The 21,706-nt window shown below is 43.7% G+C and carries 16 protein-coding genes; 15 read left to right on the top strand and 1 reads right to left on the bottom strand.

Translation table 11 applies throughout. The features are described from left to right. Positions 1-103 precede the first annotated feature (103 nt). From EIZ48_RS10310 to EIZ48_RS10255, 12 genes are all read left to right on the top strand, one after another. Entirely contained in the window at positions 104-1,228 is a 1,125-nt protein-coding gene (locus tag EIZ48_RS10310) for an efflux RND transporter periplasmic adaptor subunit (protein WP_160650666.1), read from the top strand. Positions 1,229-1,247: 19 nt separating this feature from the next. Further along, complete coding sequence (locus EIZ48_RS10305; protein ID WP_160650663.1) at positions 1,248-4,337, top strand: efflux RND transporter permease subunit; 3,090 nt, start codon at positions 1,248-1,250, stop codon at positions 4,335-4,337. A gap of 150 nt (positions 4,338-4,487) precedes the next feature. After that, positions 4,488-5,156, top strand: coding sequence for a response regulator transcription factor (locus tag EIZ48_RS10300; RefSeq protein WP_160650661.1), 669 nt, complete (start codon positions 4,488-4,490; stop codon positions 5,154-5,156). After that, positions 5,156-6,427, top strand: a complete 1,272-nt coding sequence (locus tag EIZ48_RS10295; RefSeq protein WP_160650659.1) for a sensor histidine kinase — start codon at positions 5,156-5,158, stop codon at positions 6,425-6,427. The genes EIZ48_RS10300 and EIZ48_RS10295 overlap by 1 nt, the downstream gene beginning before the upstream one ends. Before the next feature lie 107 nt (positions 6,428-6,534). Then, positions 6,535-7,971, top strand: a complete 1,437-nt coding sequence (locus tag EIZ48_RS10290) for a flavin monoamine oxidase family protein (protein ID WP_160650658.1) — start codon at positions 6,535-6,537, stop codon at positions 7,969-7,971. Between the two features lie 4 nt (positions 7,972-7,975). Continuing rightward, the gene (locus EIZ48_RS10285; RefSeq protein ID WP_160650657.1) at positions 7,976-8,662 is read left to right on the top strand and encodes a GNAT family N-acetyltransferase; all 687 of its coding nucleotides are present in this window, start codon (positions 7,976-7,978) and stop codon (positions 8,660-8,662) included. Between the two features lie 311 nt (positions 8,663-8,973). Further along, entirely contained in the window at positions 8,974-10,068 is a 1,095-nt protein-coding gene (locus EIZ48_RS10280; RefSeq protein WP_160650655.1) for a phosphotransferase enzyme family protein, read from the top strand. Beyond that, entirely contained in the window at positions 10,049-11,440 is a 1,392-nt protein-coding gene (locus EIZ48_RS10275; RefSeq protein ID WP_240152926.1) for an MATE family efflux transporter, read from the top strand. Before EIZ48_RS10280 ends, EIZ48_RS10275 begins: the two co-directional genes overlap by 20 nt. 448 nt (positions 11,441-11,888) lie before the next feature. Then, complete coding sequence (locus tag EIZ48_RS10270) at positions 11,889-12,875, top strand: acyltransferase (RefSeq protein WP_160650653.1); 987 nt, start codon at positions 11,889-11,891, stop codon at positions 12,873-12,875. Positions 12,876-13,411: 536 nt separating this feature from the next. Next, the gene (locus EIZ48_RS10265; RefSeq protein WP_160650651.1) at positions 13,412-14,998 is read left to right on the top strand and encodes an aminotransferase class I/II-fold pyridoxal phosphate-dependent enzyme; all 1,587 of its coding nucleotides are present in this window, start codon (positions 13,412-13,414) and stop codon (positions 14,996-14,998) included. 336 nt (positions 14,999-15,334) lie between these two features. Then, positions 15,335-17,176, top strand: a complete 1,842-nt coding sequence (locus EIZ48_RS10260) for a GNAT family N-acetyltransferase (protein ID WP_160650649.1) — start codon at positions 15,335-15,337, stop codon at positions 17,174-17,176. 131 nt (positions 17,177-17,307) lie between these two features. Next, positions 17,308-18,639: an MATE family efflux transporter gene (locus EIZ48_RS10255; RefSeq protein ID WP_160650648.1), complete on the top strand. Its 1,332-nt coding sequence runs from the start codon at positions 17,308-17,310 to the stop codon at positions 18,637-18,639. A gap of 15 nt (positions 18,640-18,654) precedes the next feature. On the opposite strand, the gene EIZ48_RS10250 is transcribed toward EIZ48_RS10255, so the two are convergent. Beyond that, a complete protein-coding gene (locus EIZ48_RS10250) occupies positions 18,655-19,515 on the bottom strand; it encodes a LysR family transcriptional regulator (RefSeq protein ID WP_160650646.1) in 861 nt (286 codons plus the stop codon). Positions 19,516-19,689: 174 nt separating this feature from the next. Here EIZ48_RS10250 and EIZ48_RS10245 point away from each other — a divergent pair, with 174 nt between their 5' ends. Genes EIZ48_RS10245 through EIZ48_RS10235 form a run of 3 tightly spaced genes read left to right on the top strand, consistent with a single transcriptional unit; the run spans position 19,690 to position 21,598 of the window. After that, on the top strand, positions 19,690-20,658 hold the full coding sequence (locus EIZ48_RS10245) for a haloalkane dehalogenase (protein ID WP_192928531.1): 969 nt from the start codon (positions 19,690-19,692) through the stop codon (positions 20,656-20,658). A 23-nt stretch (positions 20,659-20,681) separates the two neighbouring features. Continuing rightward, positions 20,682-21,287, top strand: coding sequence for a short chain dehydrogenase (locus EIZ48_RS10240; protein WP_160650642.1), 606 nt, complete (start codon positions 20,682-20,684; stop codon positions 21,285-21,287). After that, on the top strand, positions 21,284-21,598 hold the full coding sequence (locus EIZ48_RS10235; protein WP_160650640.1) for a DUF1330 domain-containing protein: 315 nt from the start codon (positions 21,284-21,286) through the stop codon (positions 21,596-21,598). Before EIZ48_RS10240 ends, EIZ48_RS10235 begins: the two co-directional genes overlap by 4 nt. Positions 21,599-21,706 lie beyond the last annotated feature (108 nt).

Below are 21,706 nucleotides of genomic sequence, written 5' to 3'. Positions count from 1 at the left end.
CCATGGCGTTGATATGCCGGTTTGACTTTCAGTCATAAGTGCCCGATCCCGCTTATACTCAGAATTTGGGCAACCCGTTTTTAACGTTTGGAAAATCAAGCCAATGGCGAAGAGGGTAATACTGACGATTGTCGGATTGATGGTAATAATCGGCGTACTTGCCGGTATTAAGGTATTACAGATCCAGCGGATGATCAATAATGAAGCGGCATTTGCTGTCCCCCCCGAGACGGTGACAACGGCCAACGTTCGCGCTGAGTCATGGGATACGCTATTGACAGCTGTTGGATCGTTGGAGGCCATTCAGGGAGTAACTGTATCCGCCGAGCTTCCCGGGAAAGTGGTGCAGGTGGCCTTTAATTCAGGGGCAAAGGCGGAAAAAGGTAGCTTGCTCGTACGCCAAAATACGGCGTCAGAGCGTGCCCTGCTTGCAGGCGCAGAGGCGAGTGTCGAACTTGCTCAGCTCAGCTTTAATCGTAATGCCGACCTTTATAGGCAGAAGCTTGTCTCAAAATCCGAATTGGATACTGCCCGGGCAAACCTTCGTCAGACTGTTGCCGAAGCAGACAATATTCGTTCCGTTATTGCCAAGAAAACAATTCGGGCTCCTTTTGCGGGACGCCTTGGAATTCGTCAGGTTGACCTTGGCCAGATCCTGAGCGAAGGGGAGGGAATAGTTTCTCTGCAGGCTTTTGGCACAATCCTCGTTAACTTTCTCCTTCCTCAGAGAGAAATCGCTCGAATCACAACAGGGACAACCATCGAGGTCAGTACAGATGCTCTGCCGGGGACAGTAATAAAGGGAAAAATAACGGCAATTAATCCTGAGGTGGATAGCGCTACCCGTAACTTTCAGATACAGGCAACGGTGCCTAATCCGGAAGAGCAGCTTCGGCCCGGAATGTTTGTTAATGTCAGGGTATTGCTATCAGCTCGGACAACAGTGCTGACTATTCCATCAACTGCTGTGCTGTATGCGCCTTACAGTGACTCGGCCTTTGTTGTCGAGAGCAAAGAAGAAAATGGCGAATCTGGAAAGGTACTACGCCAGCAGTTCATTCGCCTCGGGGAGAAGCGAGGAGACTACGTCGCCGTATTGTCCGGCCTGCAGGAAGGTGAGGTTGTTGTAAGCAGTGGAGTATTCAAACTCAGTAACGGCCAGGCTGTAGTTATCGACAATACGCTATCGCCGGATTTCAAGTTAGCACCCGAGCCCGGGAATAACTGATGGCAGTGAGAGATCTTTAATGAAATTTACTGATATCTTCATACGTCGCCCGGTGCTTGCTTTGGTGATCAGTTTATTGATCATCATCGCCGGGTTGCAGGCAATTCGCTCCTTGAATGTTCGTCAATATCCCCGTAGCGAAAATGCGACGATTACTGTCAGTACGGTATATATCGGCGCAAGTGCTCATTTGGTCAGGGGGTTTATTACAACGCCCTTGGAGCGGGTGATCGCCGCGGCGGATGGTATCGACTACATCGAATCTCAGAGCGCGTATAGCCTGTCAACGATCAGGGTGCGGCTAAAGCTTAATTATGATGCCACCAAGGCGCTGGCAGAAATCAGCTCTAAGGTCGATCAGGTACGTAATGATCTTCCGCCAGAAGCAGAAATACCAACGATCAATATCGAGTCGGCGGACAGTGAGTTTGCCTCGGCTTACCTGAGTTTTAGCTCCGATATATTGCTGCAAAATGAAATCACGGATTATCTGGTACGTGTCGTTCAACCACGCCTGAGCGCGATCGAAGGGGTACAGAGAGCCGATATCCTTGGAGCCCGTACCTTTGCCATGCGGATCTGGCTTGATCCCGAGCGCATGGCCGCCTTCAATATCAGCCCAGCGCAAGTGCGTCAGGCCCTGTCTGCCAATAATTTCCTGTCTGCTCTCGGGCAGACAAAAGGGTCTTTAATTCAGGTTAACCTGACAGCAAATACAAACTTGAAATCCGTTGAGGAGTTTAAGCGTCTTGTTATTCGTCAGCAGGACGGGGCAACCGTGCGTATTGAAGATATTGCAGAGGTTGTACTTGGAGCAGAGGACTATGATACCGAAGTGCGTTTCTCGGGCCAGACCGCTGTTTTTATGGGGATTTGGCCGTTGCCTAATGCTAACTCTCTCGATGTGATTAAGTTGGTACGCACCGAGATGGTCGCTATTCAAAAAGGGCTACCTAGCGGAATGTCGGCACGTATAGCCTACGATGCAACGGAATATATCGACAGTGCGATTAACGAGGTGCTTCAGACCTTAGGGGAAACGCTGTTAATCGTGGTAGTGATTATTTATCTTTTCCTCGGTTCTTTCCGGTCTGTGCTTGTGCCTGTGGTGGCTATTCCTCTGTCGTTGGTTGGTGCCGTCTTCTTGATGCAGGCTTTTGGTTTTACCATTAATTTACTCACTCTACTGGCCATTGTGCTTTCAGTTGGGTTGGTGGTCGATGATGCTATTGTGGTGGTCGAAAATGTCGAGCGTCATCTCAGTGAAGGGCAGAGCCCTTTAGAGGCCGCCATTCTCGGTGCGCGCGAGCTAGTTGGTCCCATCGTGGCGATGACGGTTACGCTCGCTGCTGTCTATGCGCCCATTGGATTACAGGGAGGGCTGACCGGCGCGTTGTTTCGGGAGTTTGCCTTTACCCTGGCCGGTGCCGTGACTATTTCGGGCATCGTGGCATTAACACTTTCTCCGATGATGTCATCGAAACTCCTTATACCGGGGATTGAGGAACACGGTTTGGCGGGAAAAGTTGCCCGTGGATTCAAGCGCCTTCGTGTTTTGTACGGACGGATGCTCGATGTCACTCTGAATACGCGCCCCGCTGTTTATATAGTGTGGGGGAGCATTAGTCTGCTGACTGTCCCTATGTTTAGGATGTCGCCACAAGAGTTAGCTCCCAGTGAAGATCAGGGGGTCATCTTCGGGATCATTGATGCGTCGGCCAATGCTACGCTCGACCAGACCAGCCAGTATGCTGCTGCGGCGAATCAGGCTTTTCACAGTGTACCCGAGACAGATTTTACTTTTCAAATCACGTTTCCCGCATCGGGCTTTGGTGGGATGGTAACCCGTCCATGGGACGATCGGGAACGTACCGTATTTGAAATTCTCCCTGAAATTCAGGAAAAGCTACAGGTCATTCCCGGTATTCAGATGTTTCCGGTGACGCCGCCTGCGCTGCCCGGCGGCGGACAGTTCCCGGTGGAGTTCGTTCTTGCCTCAACGGCAGAAACTGAGCAGATTCTAGAACTGGCCCAAAAAATTCAGTTCAAGGCCATGCAAAGTGGGATGTTTGCTTTTCCGCCTATCATCGACGTCAAGATTGATCAGCCACAATCTGAGTTTGTAATAGATCGCGATAAAGCGGCTGATCTCGGGTTGAGTCTGGAGCAGGTTGGCATCGATCTCGGCGTGATGGTGGGTGGTGATTTCGTTAATCGCTTCGACATTGCCGGGCGTAGCTACAAAGTTATTCCCCAGATCCAGCGTGTGAATCGTCTTAATCCTGAACAATTGCAGGATATATATATCACCGGGCCAGATGGCGGACTGGTGCCTCTGGCGACTATCGTGACCATTGAAGAGTCGACAGTACCAAGATCCCTGAACCGCTTTCAGCAGTTAAATGCAGTCAAAATCAGCGGGGTCTCGATACGTCCGCTAAACGAAACGTTGACTTACCTCGAAGAAGAGGCCGCCAAAATCCTGCCTGACGGTTATGTGATCGATTATACCGGTGAATCACGGCAGCTTCGTGCCGAAGGTGATCGCTTCTTGCCAGCGTTTATCCTTGCAGTAACCTTGATTTTTCTTGTCCTCGCGGCACAGTTTAATAGCTTCCGTGATCCGTTTGTTATTCTCGCCGGTTCGGTGCCTTTGGCTATGTTTGGGGCATTAACCTTCACCTTTTTAAGAATGCCAGATCCGAATGTTTCATTTTGGACTCATAGTTGGACAACAACCATGAACATCTACTCGCAGGTGGGGCTGGTGACCCTGGTTGGTTTGGTTTCGAAAAACGGCATTTTGATTGTTGAGTTTGCCAATAAGCTTCAGGAGCAAGGCCTGGAAAAACTTGAAGCTGTTCATGAGGCTGCACTGACTAGACTTAGGCCAATACTAATGACCAGTGCGGCCACAATCGCTGGCCATTTCCCGCTGATCCTAGTTACAGGTGCGGGGGCAGAAGCTCGTAACTCTATCGGCTTGGTGCTGGTAGGAGGAATGGCAATTGGCACCCTGTTTACCCTGTTCGTTATTCCATCGATTTATATGCTTATCGCCCGTGATTACTCAAAAGAACCGATCACTGAAATGAGGGTGGAGCCATGAAAACCTTCCTGTTAATCGTCTCTTTGCATGCCACAAGCGGCCAGACATCGTCGGCGTTGTGAGATAATAATAACCGAATGATAACCACGCTTTTGTTATCGTATGAAGAATTGCAAGTTGAGAAATCACACAGGTTAGTTGAGGAATTAAATGATTGTTTTGATGGTTGAAGATGACAAGGTCTTGTCATCGGCAATAAGTGATTATTTGGCGCTGGATAATATCGAAATCGATTATGCGTTTAACGGTGAATCAGGCTTAAAGCTAGCGACTCAAAACCACTATGATGTGATATTGCTCGATATCATGCTGCCTAAGCTAAACGGACTAACAGTGTGTCAGACACTACGGCAACGAGGCATCTCAACTCCTGTATTGATGATGACAGCACGAGATAGTTTGGATGACAAGTTGGAAGGCTTCAGTGCCGGTACGGATGACTATATTACCAAACCATTTGCGATGGCTGAGCTATATGCGCGTTTGTATGCATTGATAAAAAGAAGCAAAGGACAGGTAGCCAGTAAATTGAAAATTGATGATCTCACCTTGGATCTGGATAAGCATCAAGCTTATCGCGATGACACCCTTTTGGAGCTTTCTCCTCTTAGTTGGAAGCTGTTATTGACCTTGGCACAGCACAGTCCTTCTGTTGTATCAAAGGAAGAGTTAGAACAGGAGGTGTGGGGAGAGGAAACAAACGCAAATAATCTAAAAGTGCAAATTCATAAGTTGAGACAGTCAGTAGACAAACCGTTTAACTCTCCGTTGATTCATGCTGTTCCCAGAGTAGGATTTGTACTGAAAGGTGATAATTGATGCCGAGTATTAAACGGGAAGTCTATAAGTTACTTGGCGGATTTATTGTTTTACTAATACTTCTGTTTGCGTCACTAATGTTTCTCAATGTGAAGTATGGCATCAGTACTGATACTGAAAACATGCTCGTATATCAGGGAGCCTTGCTTGAGCGGTCGTATAACTCTACAGGTTCGCTTCCAGCGTTGGTCAATAGTGAAATTCTTAGTGTATACAAAGAAGTGGAAGACATTCCAGCCTATATAGCTGACGGCTTCCCATGGCCTGAGATGGGAGTGGCTATCTTGGCAGAAAAACAGCTATATGATGGCCTGGGTAAAAGTCGTTATGTCTATGCGATGAAATACGCCATAAAAGGACTGAACACGCCTATTTATATTATTTCAAGCTATGATGATGATTTAGAAAAGCAAATACAATACGAGGCTTCGATTCGCGAAGGGAGCTTGCTCTATATTGGAGTAGGTATCAGCATGATTATTATTACAATTTTGTTGTTTGTCAAAGTATTGTATTGGCGATTATTGAGCCCAGTTGAAACACTTTTTGATTGGGTGAACAGCTTAGATGAAGACAATGCACCATCACGAAAACGCCTAAAGTATATAGAACTCGTTAATTTAGCCGAAGAGTTAAAAGATAATATAAGAAAACAGAAAGAGTTCATTGATAGGGAAGGGTTCTTTTTGCGAACAATCAGCCATGAACTGCGAACCCCTATAGCTATTATTTCAACGAGTGGAGAATTACTAGAGCGGCTGTCACTTAGGAATGCGATCGCACAGCGAGCAACAGATAGGATCATGTACGCTGTCGATAATATGAAGATGCTTGTACAAACATTACTTTGGATATCAAGAAAATCAGATAGCCCGTTACCTGTTGCTGAAATAGATATCAATGCGTTGATCCATGAACTCGTCGAAGACAATAAATATCTTTCGCAGGATAAAGATATTGAGTTTGACTTGGATAAGTTGGCTGCCGGAGATGTGTTACATGATAACTATGGTACCGTGCAGTTAGTTCTGATGAACCTTGTCCGTAATGCCATTCAATACACCCATGAGGGGTGTATTACCTTTGAAAGCTTCTCAAGCACGGTCACTATAACCAACCCCGTTGACGATGATAACTCTGACCAAAAGGTTGAATCATCATATGGTATTGGATTGTATTTGGTCGAAAAGATATGTGAGGCACAGAACTACCGCTTTGAAATCATGACAGAAACTAACACAGTCAAAGCAACGGTAACCTTTACTCGTTGATAACCGATTGATAACTGCTCTAAGGGTACACTTAGATTCATTAAAGAGGGGCTTGTTGTCTCTGTTTGATCGAGAACTACTTTTGTCAGGTATCGTGAGGAATCAATATGATTTTAACCAAGGTGTTTAAAGGCCTGCTGCTGATAATCAGTGTCTGTGTACTATCAGTAGGTAACATAGCCAATGCCAAGTATGCAGAGCACGACTATGTCGTTGTCGGTGCAGGAGCAGCAGGGCTATCAGCGGCATTCACCCTCCATCAATCCAATGAAAACTATATTGTCTTTGAGAAAAACAATCGAGCCGGTGGGATAGCAGAGAATGGCCGTAGAGGTCGCTTTCATTATGCAAAGGGGACAGAGTACTTAGGAGAGCCCTATGGCGCTTTAGCAAATATAATAGAGGAACTGGAAATACCTATGGTGGAGATTCCAATGCCAATGGATGCCAGTCATTTTGAAGGAAAAGCATACATAGGTGATCACAATATCTCTCAGTTGACAGCAAAACAGGCTGGAAACCAAAACTTTATTCATTTTTTGAAAATGCTGAAAGAAGCAATCGATAATGAGTCTGTTGAGCACTGGAAGCAGCTGGATAATATTACAGCTAAGCAATGGTTAGATGATAATGAAATTTCGACATTTATTCAGCGTCGATATAATGTAATGGCGCGGGGGCTTTTTGGCGCCAATCTGAATGATATCTCGGCGCTTAGTCTAATTCCTGAGGCTGCATTTGATTATGTAGGAGCAAGCTCATTTGAAGACCTTTTCCAGCCTTCTGAAAGTTCAGGCTCATGGACATCTATTCAGGGGATTGCGGCGATCACTGATGCGATAGCCTCGGAGCTTGGTGAGCATATTAAGTACAATTCAACAGTTAGCAGAATCACCAAACATGGTAGTAAGTTCAAGGTCATGGTGAACAACAAGGGTACAGAGTCTGTTGTTATTGCTGACAAGGTCATCGTGGCAACGCCTTCACCCGTCACGCAATGGATTGCCAAAGATGTACTTACCACCCGTCAGGAGGAACTATTAAGCGAGGTTGAATATGCTCAGTACATTACGGTTGCTTTGTTTTCGGAGACGCCCATATTTAACAAAGCCTTTGATTTAGCAATCCTTGATGGTGATATTATCACAGATCTTTATGATGCCACCTGGGTAGAGCGTCATTACACTCCTGGTCTAAAAGACGTTAAAGAATATATTGCCAGTGCATATCTTGCACCTAAAGGTGTTTCGGACAAGTCATTAATGACCTTAAGTGATGGGGAAATAATGAACATCGTTGAAACAGAGCTTGCCACGATTGTTCCTGGTATCAAGAGCAAGATTAAAGGCTATGACATTAAACGATTTATGTACGCTTATCCGGTAATGAGTCCGGGTGCTTACGGACGTCTGAACGAGCTAAAGAAGAGTTTTGATGGTATATATTTAGCCGGGGATTATATAGAGTATCCGACGATTGAGTCAGCGTTTAACTCTGGAGCTGATGCTGCCAATAAAGCGATGAAGCATGCTAGGGGGAAGTGATGCCATGAAGAGCGAGCATATGGTTAACACGCACCTTATGGATAGACTGAGATTCGAAAAATACAGTAATCAGCACTTTACTAGTTGTGTCGAACTCATCAAGTCTACCTGGAATTTCCACATTGACTTTATAAATATACCTGATGACAACATCGTTTATGAGTATTACTTTAAGACATGCTTGAATTGGAATCAGCACCTCGATGTTGTTGTCGATGAGAATAGCAATGTGAAAGGGTTACTTTTTGCTAGCAAGGAAGACTCATCAGTATTTAGGGAGTTGGTATATCTCAGGAAAGAACGGCAAATTAAGAAGTGGAAAAACAAGAAAATAAGACTTGGTGCTTTTGGTGATCGAGATAAAGCTGAACAGGCGTTAGAGAGCTTTGTATTTAATGACGATCAAGGCGAAATTGATGCCGAGTACTTTGACAGTGAGGTCAACTTATTCGTTGTCAGTCCTGAACTAAAAGGTATGGGGCTTGGGCGAAAACTTATGGATCGCTACATGCGATTTTGTCGAGAGAACGCCATAGAAACAGCTTTTCTCTGGACAGATATGGATTGTAATTATTCTTTTTACCATAAGTATGGTTTTAAACTTCATCGTACATTCAAATGTTCAAATCAAGCGAACAACAGTTCAGAAGTAGAAAATGGGATGGTTTTCTATATTGACGTCATTAAGTAGTATATATAAACCGAGATTTATATCACGTTACGTGAGAGGCTTTTGGTGCAGACTTTACAAGTTATGCAATTTTAATTGAGTTTTTAGTCTGTAATCATCTAATGATATAGCGTCGGCTTTAGGTTGAATCGTTCGTTTGATTCGATCATAGGTTTCTGACGCTGGCTTACCCGTCTTTCTGTAGATAAACCTACATGAACCACAATTGTTTATAAAATTGCATTGGTGTTTCTCCAGGACTCAAGTTTGTTGAGGCTGTAATTGCTGGGGAAAATGTTTTTATATTATGAATTCATGGAGAGGTTTCGAACATGGCTGCAGAGCCCGTGCAGCGTCGATTACAGTTTGTATTAGACGTATATGAGAAATACCCCAACGATAATGTCACATTATGTTATTTCGGTATGGCAAATGAAGTATTCATTGTTCCAACCAAAGATGGCAAGTTCGTCCTAAAGAACTGCTTTAAGAGCAATACGCATGAGCTAGTGAGCAATGAGGTTGCATTGATAGAACATCTCACTCGTAATGGTTGTCCAACACCGGCAATTGTTGCGGATAAGACAGGATCCTCATTTGTTGAATTTGATGGTAGTTTCTACGTCATGACGGAGTATGTTCCTGATATGACATATAACTGGGAAAGCGAAATTCCAGAGAAAGCCTACAGAGAAACGGTACATGCCTTAGCTGACTTCCATCAGGCTACACGTAGTTTCAAAGAGCCGTATCCGGGGTTGCGCATCCAGTTTTTGGATATGGCTGCATGTAAAAGGTGGCTAACCGATTTAGAAGTGCAGATTGAAGCTTCTGACAAGTCGAGAAACTCAGTCAAGAAAATGTCTCGCTTGCTCCCGAAACTAATTGCTCTTGCTAGCAGATTAGGGGATGAGATAGCGACTCATGATCTGAGTGTTTTGAGTAAATGCTATATCCATGGTGATCTTCATTGTTTTAATCTCTTTTATGATCAGGATGTCAATTATACTGGAGTGATTGATTTTGATTTTTCGCGTTATGACCATCGCCTTGCTGATATTTACTGGACAAGTCGGATATTGTTTTTTAGTGAGATGAGGAAAAGATACAGTCGTGAAGAGTTGAATTCAGATGACTTTGATGTTCCACAGGAGATCGCTGAGCAAGTACAATTTGATAACTGGCGAATGATAGTCAGTGAATATCGCAAGATAGCTGAGTTAACCAGGGAAGAGCTGTCGTATATATATCTGTTTGTTGAAGCGGTACCTCTTTATATCGTTCGGTTTTTTGAACTGACGAATAGTGAAGAAGAATGCTTGGAGCATATCGAATGGTTTGAGTGGGAACTTTCTCGTCTGGAAAAAGATAGGCAAGTGGTTCAAACAGTCATCAAGAGAGTGTTGAATGATCTTGATTCAAAATAGTTTACGATTTGTGAGGCCGAGTCTGGCACGGCCCATCATTAAGCTGGCGCTGCCGATTATGATTCAGGGGGTGCTCTTTACCTTGATGGGTTTCGTCGACTCACTAATGATTGGCCAATTGGGTGAAGCGGCCATTTCCGGACTGGGTAATTCAAGTCAGCTGTTATCTTTTAGCTTCCTGCTGTTTGCTGCGATGTCGACGGGGGGAAGCATTCTGGTTTCACAATACTCAGGTGCAGGCCAGCCGCAAAAGTTGGTACATGTCGCACAGAGTATGGTAGCAACGGGTTGGCTGTGTGGGATTGTGCTGGGGGCTGTCTTTTATTTATACGCTGAAGAATTGATAGCAATATTAACGACCGATATATTCAAACCTCGTAGTGATTGGTCGGCTGTACCTGGTATTGCAGGTAGCTATATGCAAATAGTCGCGTTTGCCGTGCCTTGTATGCTGCTCTCGCAAATGATATCTGCGGTATTCAACGCGTCAGGCAATACAAAAACACCAGTTAAAATCGCGGTATTTTTCAATGTGGTGAACTTTGTAGGCAACTATATTTTGATTTTTGGCCTGCCTCTTCCTGGCATCACGGAGCCAATGTTTACGCCTTTAGGGCTGAGAGGGGCGGCTTTTGCTACGCTTGTTGCCAGTGTAGGACAGAGTGTAATTCTACTGATCTGCTTTTTACGTCAATTCAAGATTAAGAGCCGGTTACTGCCTGAGTGGCGCTATCTTAGCAAAATCGTAGAGCTTGGTTATCCGAACACTGTAGATGGGTTTTACTGGCAGGGTGCTCGTGTGTTTTATACGATACTGATGAACTCAGTAGGTGCGATTGCTTATGCGGGGTATACGATTATCAGAACCTTTAAAAGTCTCTTTATGTTACCTGTAGGAGGGTTGCAGCAAGCAACCGCGATTCATATCGGCAAGCTGCTTGGGGCAGGGAAGTTTCGCCAGGCGCAAGCAAGTGCTAACAGTGCAATTATGGTTGGTTTGTTGATAATGACGGTTCCTGTCTTGTTATTAATCCTATTTGCTAACCCTTTATTGAGCTTGTATAACATTCAGGCTCAAACGCGCGAGCTGGCCTATATTTGCATCTGGATTCTCGCTTTCTCGCTATACTTTACGTCTATTAACTCGGTGATACCAGGGTTGCTAAGAGCTGGTGGAGATGCAAAATCAGTAATGAATATCACTCTATTAAGCTTCGCCTTAGTTGGAGCTCCTGCGAGTTATTTTCTTGGTGTTTGGTGTGAGTGGGGTTTGATAGGTGCCTTCATTGGAATATCGCTGGAAGAGGTATTTAAGGCTGGGCTATTTATCCGTCGAATGCGGGCAGGACTTTGGCTTAAGCGTCTCGTCTGATGATATTTAAATCGAGTGTAATTGCTCTCAGCGAATGAGTCGATGTCATTACCAGTAAATACTACTATTACTTCACTGTTTACCTGTCGTGTATAACTTATTGAATCAAATGCCTAAGAGTTAATATTTATGTGTGTTGATTATTTGTTAATTTTCTGTTTGAAGTGATTTTGTTCTCAAGCGTTTAATTGTCCTTATTAAGAATTATTAACACAACATGAATTCTAATATGACATAGGCCTATAGAGTCAGTTAAAAGCTTACTTATATCTCTTGTGTTATATTGATAATGTAAGTATATACTGTTATTTAAAAGTATTGATTTAATTTGTAACACGCAAAGGTAGTATTGTTTGGGTTGCTACTTATTATCGATATAGATGAGATTGTGACGTCATAGTGATAATTATAGTTAGGGTTGACAATAAAATAGTTGAAGGGCTTGGAAATGAATCGAGAACATAACATAGACTCTTTAAGGGTTGTTGGTATTTTAATGGTTGTAATACTGCACAGTTTTGCTATTTATATAGTTGCGAACTATGACTATTATAATATTGACTTAAAAGTTTCAACATCTATTGCTGTTTTTACCAGAGTCGCCGTACCACTTTTTGTGATGGTGAGCGGTAGGTATATGATGAGTTGCCTTTCATCGATTAGCTTGAAAGAGTTTTACCAAAAGAGGGCGAAACGAATAATATATCCATTATTGTTTTGGTCTTTAGTTTATAGTGTATATAAACTGGTATTTGTTGATGGTAGCACGGTAGAGAGCAATATAATGGACTTTGTTATAGGAGTACCTTACGTTCACTTGTGGTTCTTGTATATGATCTTCGGCTTGTACCTGGTTACGCCAGTATTGTACAAAATAAAGGAAAAACTATCTCCAAAGGGATATGTTATATTTAGTATTGTGTCATTACTGATTGCACCAGTTTTCGAGATGACAGCTGAAATTCAGATATTACAGCTATTTACCTATATTGGTTACTTTACAATGGGAGATATTCTAAAAGACTTTGTTGTAACTAATAGAGTCAAAAAAATGAGTTTTATTGGTTATTTGATAGCAATGCTAACTGCGGTGGGTTTTACGGTGTACTTCATTGACCAACAGAGTGATATCGCTTTTAACTTCTCAGCTAGCACTATGTACACAACAACGATTGCAACAATTTGCTTGTATGTGTTTTTTAATGGTTTGACAGGTAAAGAGAGCGTATTGAGCAAGCTCAGTATTTACACTATGGGTATTTACTGCATTCATCATTTGATACTGGATTTGTTAGTGAATTATTCTGGAGAATCCATTACGGGTATTATGGTATTAGATGCTAGTTATTATGCTGTTGCAACCTTTGGGATCTCGTTTGTATTCATATACTATCTCAGCAAGGTTAAGAAAATCAGCAAGTGGGTAGGGTTTTAGAAGTCATTTAGGTGGCTTTTTATTATGGGTTTTTATACAGTTAAGAGGCCATTATTGGTTAAGTTAGTACTCTTTACTATTTAGCTGGTTAATGTTGGCGGGAAATTTAATCAGCGTTGTGATTTGTTTGGTGAAAATTAGTACAACTCTGTGACTTCTCTTTAGTACTTCCTTCTAATATCAGAAGGTGTTTAGATTTTCTTTCGTTGTAATCTGTTTCTTCTTGTTGCTTGAACTGCTTCGCAAAAGCAAATTGTTCGATTTATTGTTGAATGTTACGCCTGTATGCTTCTGTACATGGTTATTGATGTGATTCGCAACAGTGATAATAACCGCTATAAATTGGTTGCTACAAACACAAGTTCTCTGAAGCTTAATGACTGAACATCGGGCTTTTGTAGGGAAATACACGTCCTATTATTACTTATTACAGTAAGGTTATTGCTGGGTTAAGTTGTGCTCCAATTTAGCGAGGTTATCTTTTTAGGTGAGTCACTATAAATTATATTGGTTATGAATAAGTAGAGTGGCGAAAAATGGGTAAATTAGACCAACGTGAGACACCAATATTCAGCAGTTTAAAAGATGAATATGCGGCAAGAAATATGGCCCCGTTTCATGTCCCTGGTCACAAGCAAGGGCGCGGAATAGATAAAGATTTTTACGAGTTTATTGGTCCTAATATATTCAAAATTGATGTCACTATATTTGAGATGGTTGATGGCCTTCATCATCCCAAGAGTCATATTAAAAAAGCTCTCGCACTGACAGCTGAAACATTTAGTGCGAAAGAAAGCTTCTTCACGGTAAATGGTACCTCTGGTGGTATTCAGGCAATGATCTTATCTGCTGTGAAACCGGGAGAGACAATACTGGTTCCTCGAAATATTCACATTTCCGTAAGCTCTGGAATTATTTTAAGTGGTGCTATTCCTGTCTATATGCAGCCTGAGATAGATCCTGACAATGGTATTCTACATGGAGTATCGCCCTCGACCGTAAAGCACGCATTGCATCAGCACCCAGACGCCAAAGCGGTGTTAATCATTAATCCGACTTATTATGGTACCGCAACCGATCTTGTTTCTGTTGCCGAACTTGTACATAGCCATGATATACCGTTACTGGTAGATGAAGCTCACGGACCACATTTGTGCTTTTCCGATGAGCTGCCTATTTCGGCGATGGAGGCAGGTGCCGATGCCTGTACCCAGAGTACGCATAAGCTGCTAGGTGCGTTGACACAGGGCTCCATACTGCACATACAGGGCGATATGATTAAGGGGAGCAGGGTAAGACAAGTATTGAGTATGTTGCAAACGACCTCGCCATCCTATCCATTGCTGGCGTCGCTGGATGTTGCCAGGAGACAAGTTGCTCTAGAAGGAAAAGAGTTGGTGGCTCAGGCCATCAGTAATGCAAAGTGGCTTCGACAAGCCATTAATGCCATCGAAGGGATGCACTGCTTTGGTGAAGAGGTGCTAGATTACCAAGGGGTGTTTGCGTTTGATCCAACCAAAATAACCGTAAGTGCAAGGGCGCTAGGGCTTACGGGCTTCCAACTAGAGGAAATATTAACCTCTGAGTTTGATATTCAAGTTGAATTGTCAGATTTCTACAATGTTCTTTTCATTACCAGCTATGCGGACAGCAAAGATGATTTCATGGTGGTGTTACAAGCGCTTGGTGCTATTTCAAAACAGTATATTCGGAAAATAAATGACGCGACGATCCCTGTTGTTAATTATCTAAGTAATACACCGAGAATGATTGATAACCCCAGGGAAGCGTTTTTTGCACCTAAGACCAAGTGTTTGTTAAGCGAGGCCGTTGGCAAAAAAAGTGGTGAATCTATTATGGTTTACCCCCCTGGTATTCCTATTTTGTATCCGGGAGAAGAGATTACGGATGAAATAATTCGTTATATCGATATGCTGAAGTTAACTAATGCTTCACTACAAGGATTAGAAGACTCAAACCTTAAGTATATCAACATCATAGAAGACAAGGTTAGTTCCTCAAATATCTTCAGAGCTCCCTCTGTTCATGATTATTTTGACGAGGTGGAGCCTAGTCAATGCAGTACGGAAATGTTTGAACCCGGCATCATGAGAACTGGTTAACTCACTATTTAATCAGTCAGTTAACGGGCCTAGCTTTTGGCTGGCTACTCATATTACCAGAAGATGCAATAAAGACGGGTTGCTTGATTCAATACCGTTTGTATTTGTTGGTGCGTGCCGGAATTAAACATTACGAATGACCTCAAGATAACGAGTTAAGATATGGTAATTAGAAACTTAGATTTAGAGACGATAGAAAGTAATATTCATCATGGCGAATTTGAGCAAAGAATAAATTCGCTTAAATTGGATTTTATCAAGCTTCAGCAATCCATTAAGGAAAAGAATCAAGATTCGGAAGAGCACAAAAAGCATTTTCATTTGCAATTGGAAGCAATGAGGGAATGGATTAGTCGAAGTAGTGAAAAGTTAGATATTTCACGCTGCTCATCGTTGTTCGCTGTACCAACCCAGCAGCTGGATGAAGATGAAAAGCTCATTCATCGGGTCTGGATGGGAGGCGGTCTGCCTGAACCAACAAAAAGTGCGATGCTTCAATGGGACGATGCAATTCAGGCGGTTAATGATAGTGCGTATAAGAGTATCCTCTGGGTCTGGGATGAGGATCAACTTCGTGCTGATCCCCATTACGCCTCGACAGGAGGAGCCGGGGAATTCACTCTTGGTCAGTACCGATTTGGTGATCATGTCTCCCATGTCAATTCGTTACAAATGCTTGCCTTGGCAAAGGCCGAAGACTACTTCAGTGCTGTCAACCTGCTGCACGACAAGGGCTATTACGCAACATTGTCGGACTATTTCAGGTTTATGATTGTGATTGAGTTCGGCGGTTTGTATATGGACAGTGACACGATTCCCTATAAACCGGCGGCACTGTTCCTTGCAAAACCTGAAGTGCCGAACTATAGCCATTACGTCCAAAATGATGCCGGTGAGTGGCAATGCCATCATCTTGACTGGATGAATTTGTTTTTGGATGAAACCGGGCTGATCGTCGCAAGAAAGAACAACCAATCATTGCGCAGTATCCTCGATAAACTGCATGAGCAGTACATGCGCCTGCCTCAGGATATGCCGTATAAAAACCGTGAGTTTGAACTGTTTGTGTTTGAACAGCTTTATGATGAATGGAAGCTGCATATTGGCTGCAGCTTTATGAGCCATGATGAACTCACCCAGACCTACTCAGTGTTGTTCGATCATCAAACTGAGCCAGTACTTTGCGGTATGCGTGGCATGCGTTTGTCTCATGATATTATTACGGGTATTCATCTTCCGCTGGATGAGCAAGAGGGCCAAAGTTATGATCGCTGCATAGCCAACCTGACTCAGGTGGACTGGACATTAGATAACGCGCTGGACTTGGCTCAAATGGGCGATGTTTACCATGTCGATGAAGTGCCCAGGATGGCCTATCCATTGCAGCTTCGTTCCGATATCGAGCATTATCATTACTACAACGTACTAAGTACCGATGAATACCTTGATCGAGTAAACCAAGTGTTTGGTGATTACATGATTGCCAGTAATCAGCAGGCCATTGAGCGAGGATCGTTTTGGCATGGTGTTACGTCGAGGGCCGAAGCAAATATACAGCCCCACAATCACAATCGTTTAACAGCAAGGGAGGCGGTGAGATTTATTCCCGGAGATCAAACGAGTGAAAAAGACCGCCATGAAATGGCAAAACTGATTTTTGAAACAAGTTATCTGGAATACTGCTCAGCAGGTAATGTGCTGGGAGTAAACCTTACCGAGTTACAGAAGAAACAAAATATTGAGCCTTATCTTTCTTTGCTGGATGGTATTTACGATTACTCGTCTAGTGAATTTATGGGGTTCGTGATTTCGGGAAGCTGTGCTCAATACGATGCCATCAAGGCACCCTATTATTATCGTGATGAGATGAAAGCTGTTGATAATGCATACGATGATTTTGTACTGACACATCTCAGAGATGATGATTATTTTATAAGTACCGTTGCGCTTAAAAACAGTGCCCGTGGCAAGGGTGTTTTCTCCCAGGTGTTTAATCGGGTCAAAAAAGATGCTCAGGCGCAACAATGTAGCAGGGTAGTACTTACGGTATATGAAAGTAGTGATGCGCTCGCCATCTATCAAAAGATGGGGTTTGAAGTTATCGGAACGTTTGATTATGTACAGGATATCTTCTTCGATAATGTTCAGCTGCTCGCTTATAACCTGACCGACAGGTAGGACTGTATATTCTCATTGAAATACGTGTAACCACAGCTGTGATACCTAGCTGGCACTGGGTTTACAGCTGTTCTATTTCAATAGTTGAAGCGATGCAAGTTTATCAATTTTTATATAGAAGCTAATAATCAGTGAAAGATATATATAAGAAGCTGCTCCACATAGCGATTCCAATAACGCTTCAGGGGCTTATCACCGCAACCATTAACCTGGCAGATGTATTTATGATCGGTCAGGTTGGTGAAACAGCTATTGCTGCCGTTGGCCTCGCTAACCAGATCATGATGCTGCTAATTATCTCATTGTTCGGCGTGAGCAGCGCAGGCGTTATATTTGTATCTCAGTTCTATGGCGTGAAAGATTTCGCCAGCATTCGTAAGGTGATTGCATTCTGCAGCATGCTCGTCGTGTTGGTTACCTGCGCGTTTGCAGGAGCAGCATTCTTTATTCCTGATGAGTTAATGCGGTTGTTTACGGCAGATACCCGGGTGATTAGTCTGGCGGAAGAGTACCTGGTTATCGTCGCGGTATCTTACTTTTTTTCGGCGGCGTCTATTACGTTGGGGCAAATGCTCAGTGGGTTCGGCCATACCAAAGAAGCGATGTATGCCAGTGCGCTTGCGCTGGTTATCAATATTTCGTTGAATTATGTCTTAATATTCGGACACTTTGGCTTTCCGGCATTGGGGGTTGTTGGCGCGGCTATTGCGACAACATGTGCCAGAGTTTTCGAATGCCTGCTGTTATTTTATTTGGCGCGCAAACGTGATTATCCGGTATTTGTATCGATTGATGATTTCAGAAAAATTGAGCGAGGGTTTATTTTTGGTTACCTGAAGACGGCTCTGCCGGTGATTGGTTCTTACACGTGCTGGGCTCTTGGTACGACAACATTAACGGCTATCTACGCCCGAATGGGAACCGACATATTAGTCTCAGTTAATGTTTTCAACAGCCTTGAAAAAATAGCAACCACAGGGATCATTGCGATGAGTTGTGCGACCGGCATTATTATCGGTCATGAACTTGGCCGAAATAATATTGCTAAGGCCGTTAGTATAGCTAAAGAGCTCAATATCATCGGGGCTATATTTGCTGCGGTTGTTGCTGTTGTTCTGGCGAACGTTGTTGAACCGATTATTGGTCTATACGAGCTTGAGCCAAGTACGAGGGAGATGGCTAGAAAGATAACATTGCTTTTTTGTATGCTGTTGCCGCTTATTACAGTGAACTCGATCAATATGATGGGAACACTGAAATCTGGCGGCCAAACCCGGTACATATTTATGGTTGATACCATTTGCATGTGGGGGACGTCGGTACCACTTGCACTTGCGTGTGTTCAACTCAACCTGCCTGTGATGTATGTATACCTGATTGCAATTGGGGGAGGGGAATTGGTTAAGCTGATGCTAAGTGGGCTGCGCGTTGTGAGATTGGAGTGGGCCAAGAGCCTGACCTGATAACATAAGCAAGATTTATTCGTGATCTTCAAAGAATTGCCACACCGTCATGCCAACCGGCCCAAGGGCCTTGGTTTTTAGTTTGGCAACATAGACAGGCACTTCCATTGTTCTTTGTGTCGTTATAGGAATAAGCTTATTGTCTTTAATCTCTTGCTCTATTTCATGAGTAGGTAATCTTCCCCAGCCGAGTCCGCTGCGTATAAGTGATTTTTTTGTGTGCTGATCTGAGACATACCATTGAATCCCGTCTTTTACGATGCCGGAGTCTGGGCTGGTCTTGTATGAAGACTTAACGACAACCTGAGGGTAGTTGAGCAAGTCGACTTGGCTGATATTGCTGTTATGGGCCAGGGGAAACTTGTCTGAGATAAACACCGGTAGCTTGCAGTGGTCAATACATCGGTATTGTACTCTTGCATCTTGTTCAAACCCGCCATAGATACCGATGTCGACTAAGTCATCAAGCAGCATCCGTTCACCTGATGCTGTTTCAATATCCAGGTGGATAATGGTTTTCGGAAATTCTTGTTTGAGCTTTTCCAGCAGTTTCGTGACTTTATCCATGGCAAAGATAGCGCTGATACTGATGCGCAGCTCGGCTTCAACCTCGCTGTTCATTTGGCGGGCGAACATATCAAAGTCATTGGCTTCACTGAGCAAATGCTGAATCTTGTTAATCAGAATCTTGCCATTGCGTGTGAGCTCCGGGCGATAGGTATCACGGCTAAAGATTTCTATCTGGTAATACTCCTCTACCTGTTTGACTGAATATGAAACAGCGGAGCGAGCCTTGAACAGACGCTCACTGGCTTTGCGAAAACTACCTTCCTGATGGATCACGTTGATAACGTGCAAATGTTCTAATGCAATCATGGTCAAATAATATGACTGTTTTGGTCTAAAAGCTATGCTTTTTTCGACCATTATTTAGGAATAAAGTAGACACATCAACCGCACCCAAGGGCCCTCAATCATTAATGAGCAGGGCATTTACAGGGTGGTCAAAATTGTAGGCCATTAAGAAAAGCAGCCAGAGAGGAAATGGAAATGAACCAGCAAATACTCAGGACTCCGGACGAGGCGTTCGCATCCCTAGTGGATTATCCGTTTGCAGCAAATTACCTGGAAGTTGATGGCATGCGAATGCATTACCTCGATGAAGGTAAAGGCAATGACAAAACAATATTTCTGCTTCATGGCCAGCCTTCATGGAGTTATTTATACCGGCACATGGTGCCTTTGTTTGTTGATGCCGGTTATCGCGTTATTGCTCCAGATTTAATCGGCTTTGGTAAGTCAGATAAACCGGTTAGCAGCGATGTTCACTCCTACGGTAATCATGTTCGCTGGATGACAAGTTTTGTTCGTCAATTAGGAATAAAAAATGCCGCAGCCTTTATGCAGGACTGGGGAGGAATGATCGGGTTACGAGTGCTTGCCAAGGAGCCTGAGTGGCTGGAGCGGTTAGTAGTATCTAATACCGCACTGGCTGAAATGAAAGGTCTGGAAAAGTTCATGGTGCCTAAAGTGCTTAAGCTGATGGCGGCGATGGCGGGTAAACCAAGTATCAGTAAATTTGCCGATAACATCAATTACGGAAACTGGGCTGGGTATTTCAGACATTCAGAGCAGCTGGAAATAGGGGAAATCATCCAGACCCTCACGACCAGGCAGCTTAGTCAGGATGAAATGCAGGCTTACGATGCGCCGTTTCCGACGTCAGATTATTATGCCGCGCCTCGCAAAATGCCGGAAATAGTGGCTTCGGAATTGGATCTGGTCAATGCAGACTGGAAGCAGCTTAAACAGTGGGGCAAACCTGTTCTTACGTTATTCAGTGATAAAGACCCGTTTCTGGCAGAGCGAGGCTATGACAAGAAGTTTCAGAACAACTTTAGTGGGGCGCAGGGCCAACCACATATAACGGTAAAAAACGCCTCGCATTTCTTACAAGAAGATCAATCTCAGCATCTGGCATCGAAAGTCATTAGTTGGTTAGAGCAAACACAATATTAATTTTCAAATTATCAGGAGAAGTGATGAAAATTTTAGCAATTGGTGCGAACGGTGTTATCGGTAAAGCGGTTGTTAGCCATCTACAGCAAGATCACCAAGTTATTGCTGTAGGACACAGCCAGGGTGATTATACGGTTGATATTGAAAGTAAGGAGTCCATCCAGTCTCTGTTTGAAAAGGTTGGAAAGGTCGATGCCATTATCAGCATGGCGGGTAATGGGCAAATGGGGAGTTTGGATGAAATGCCTGAATCTGCTTTCCTTGAGGTGCTAAACAACAAGGTGATGGGCCAGGTTAACGTGGTTCGCCAGGGGCTTGATTATCTAAATGAAGGGGGCTCGATAACGCTTACGTCGGGTCAGGCAGCTAATCATCCGATGCCGGGCACCACTGCAATTACCATGGGAGTGGCAGCAATTAACGCCTTTGTCGCAACTGCAGCCTTGGAGCTAAAAGATGGCAAGCGAATCAATGCGGTGAGCCCTGGCATGGTAAAAGAAACGATGGAGCTTTGGGGTATCGATAGCAGTACTGGAATACCAGCAAAGGATGTCGCTACATATTATCAGGCCAGTCTTGATGGCCAATACAAAGGGATCGTATTTGATGCAGTTGGGGGGGCAATATGAGTCAGCATAAACCTGCCTATTTAGTGGCATCAATTGAATTACCACAAGAGCACGCTTCTCTGGCTGATTATGCTCAGGCTGCAATGCCAATATTCAAGGCTCATGGCGCTGAGGTTTTGGTGGCAGGAACTTCGGATCAAAGTGTCGATGTGTTGGAAGGTAATTGGTTAGGTTCAGATGCCAAGCTGTCACTGGTTAAATTTCCCTCAATGCAGCATTTGAAAACTTGCCTGAACTCGGATGAATATTTGACCATTAAACATTTAAGAACCGATATTGTCGACAGGAATTTTTCGGTCGCAATTGGCTAAGTAGCAATTAATGTTGATGAGTGATGTCGAGAAACATCACTCATACCACTCAAGTTATTAATTAAGCTAGTAAAAATATTGAAACATCTTATTGATATCGTTAACATT

The organism is Photobacterium alginatilyticum, assembly GCF_009910675.1.
Taxonomy (GTDB): domain Bacteria; phylum Pseudomonadota; class Gammaproteobacteria; order Enterobacterales; family Vibrionaceae; genus Photobacterium; species Photobacterium alginatilyticum.
This window is presented reverse-complemented; position numbering and strand designations above follow the sequence as displayed.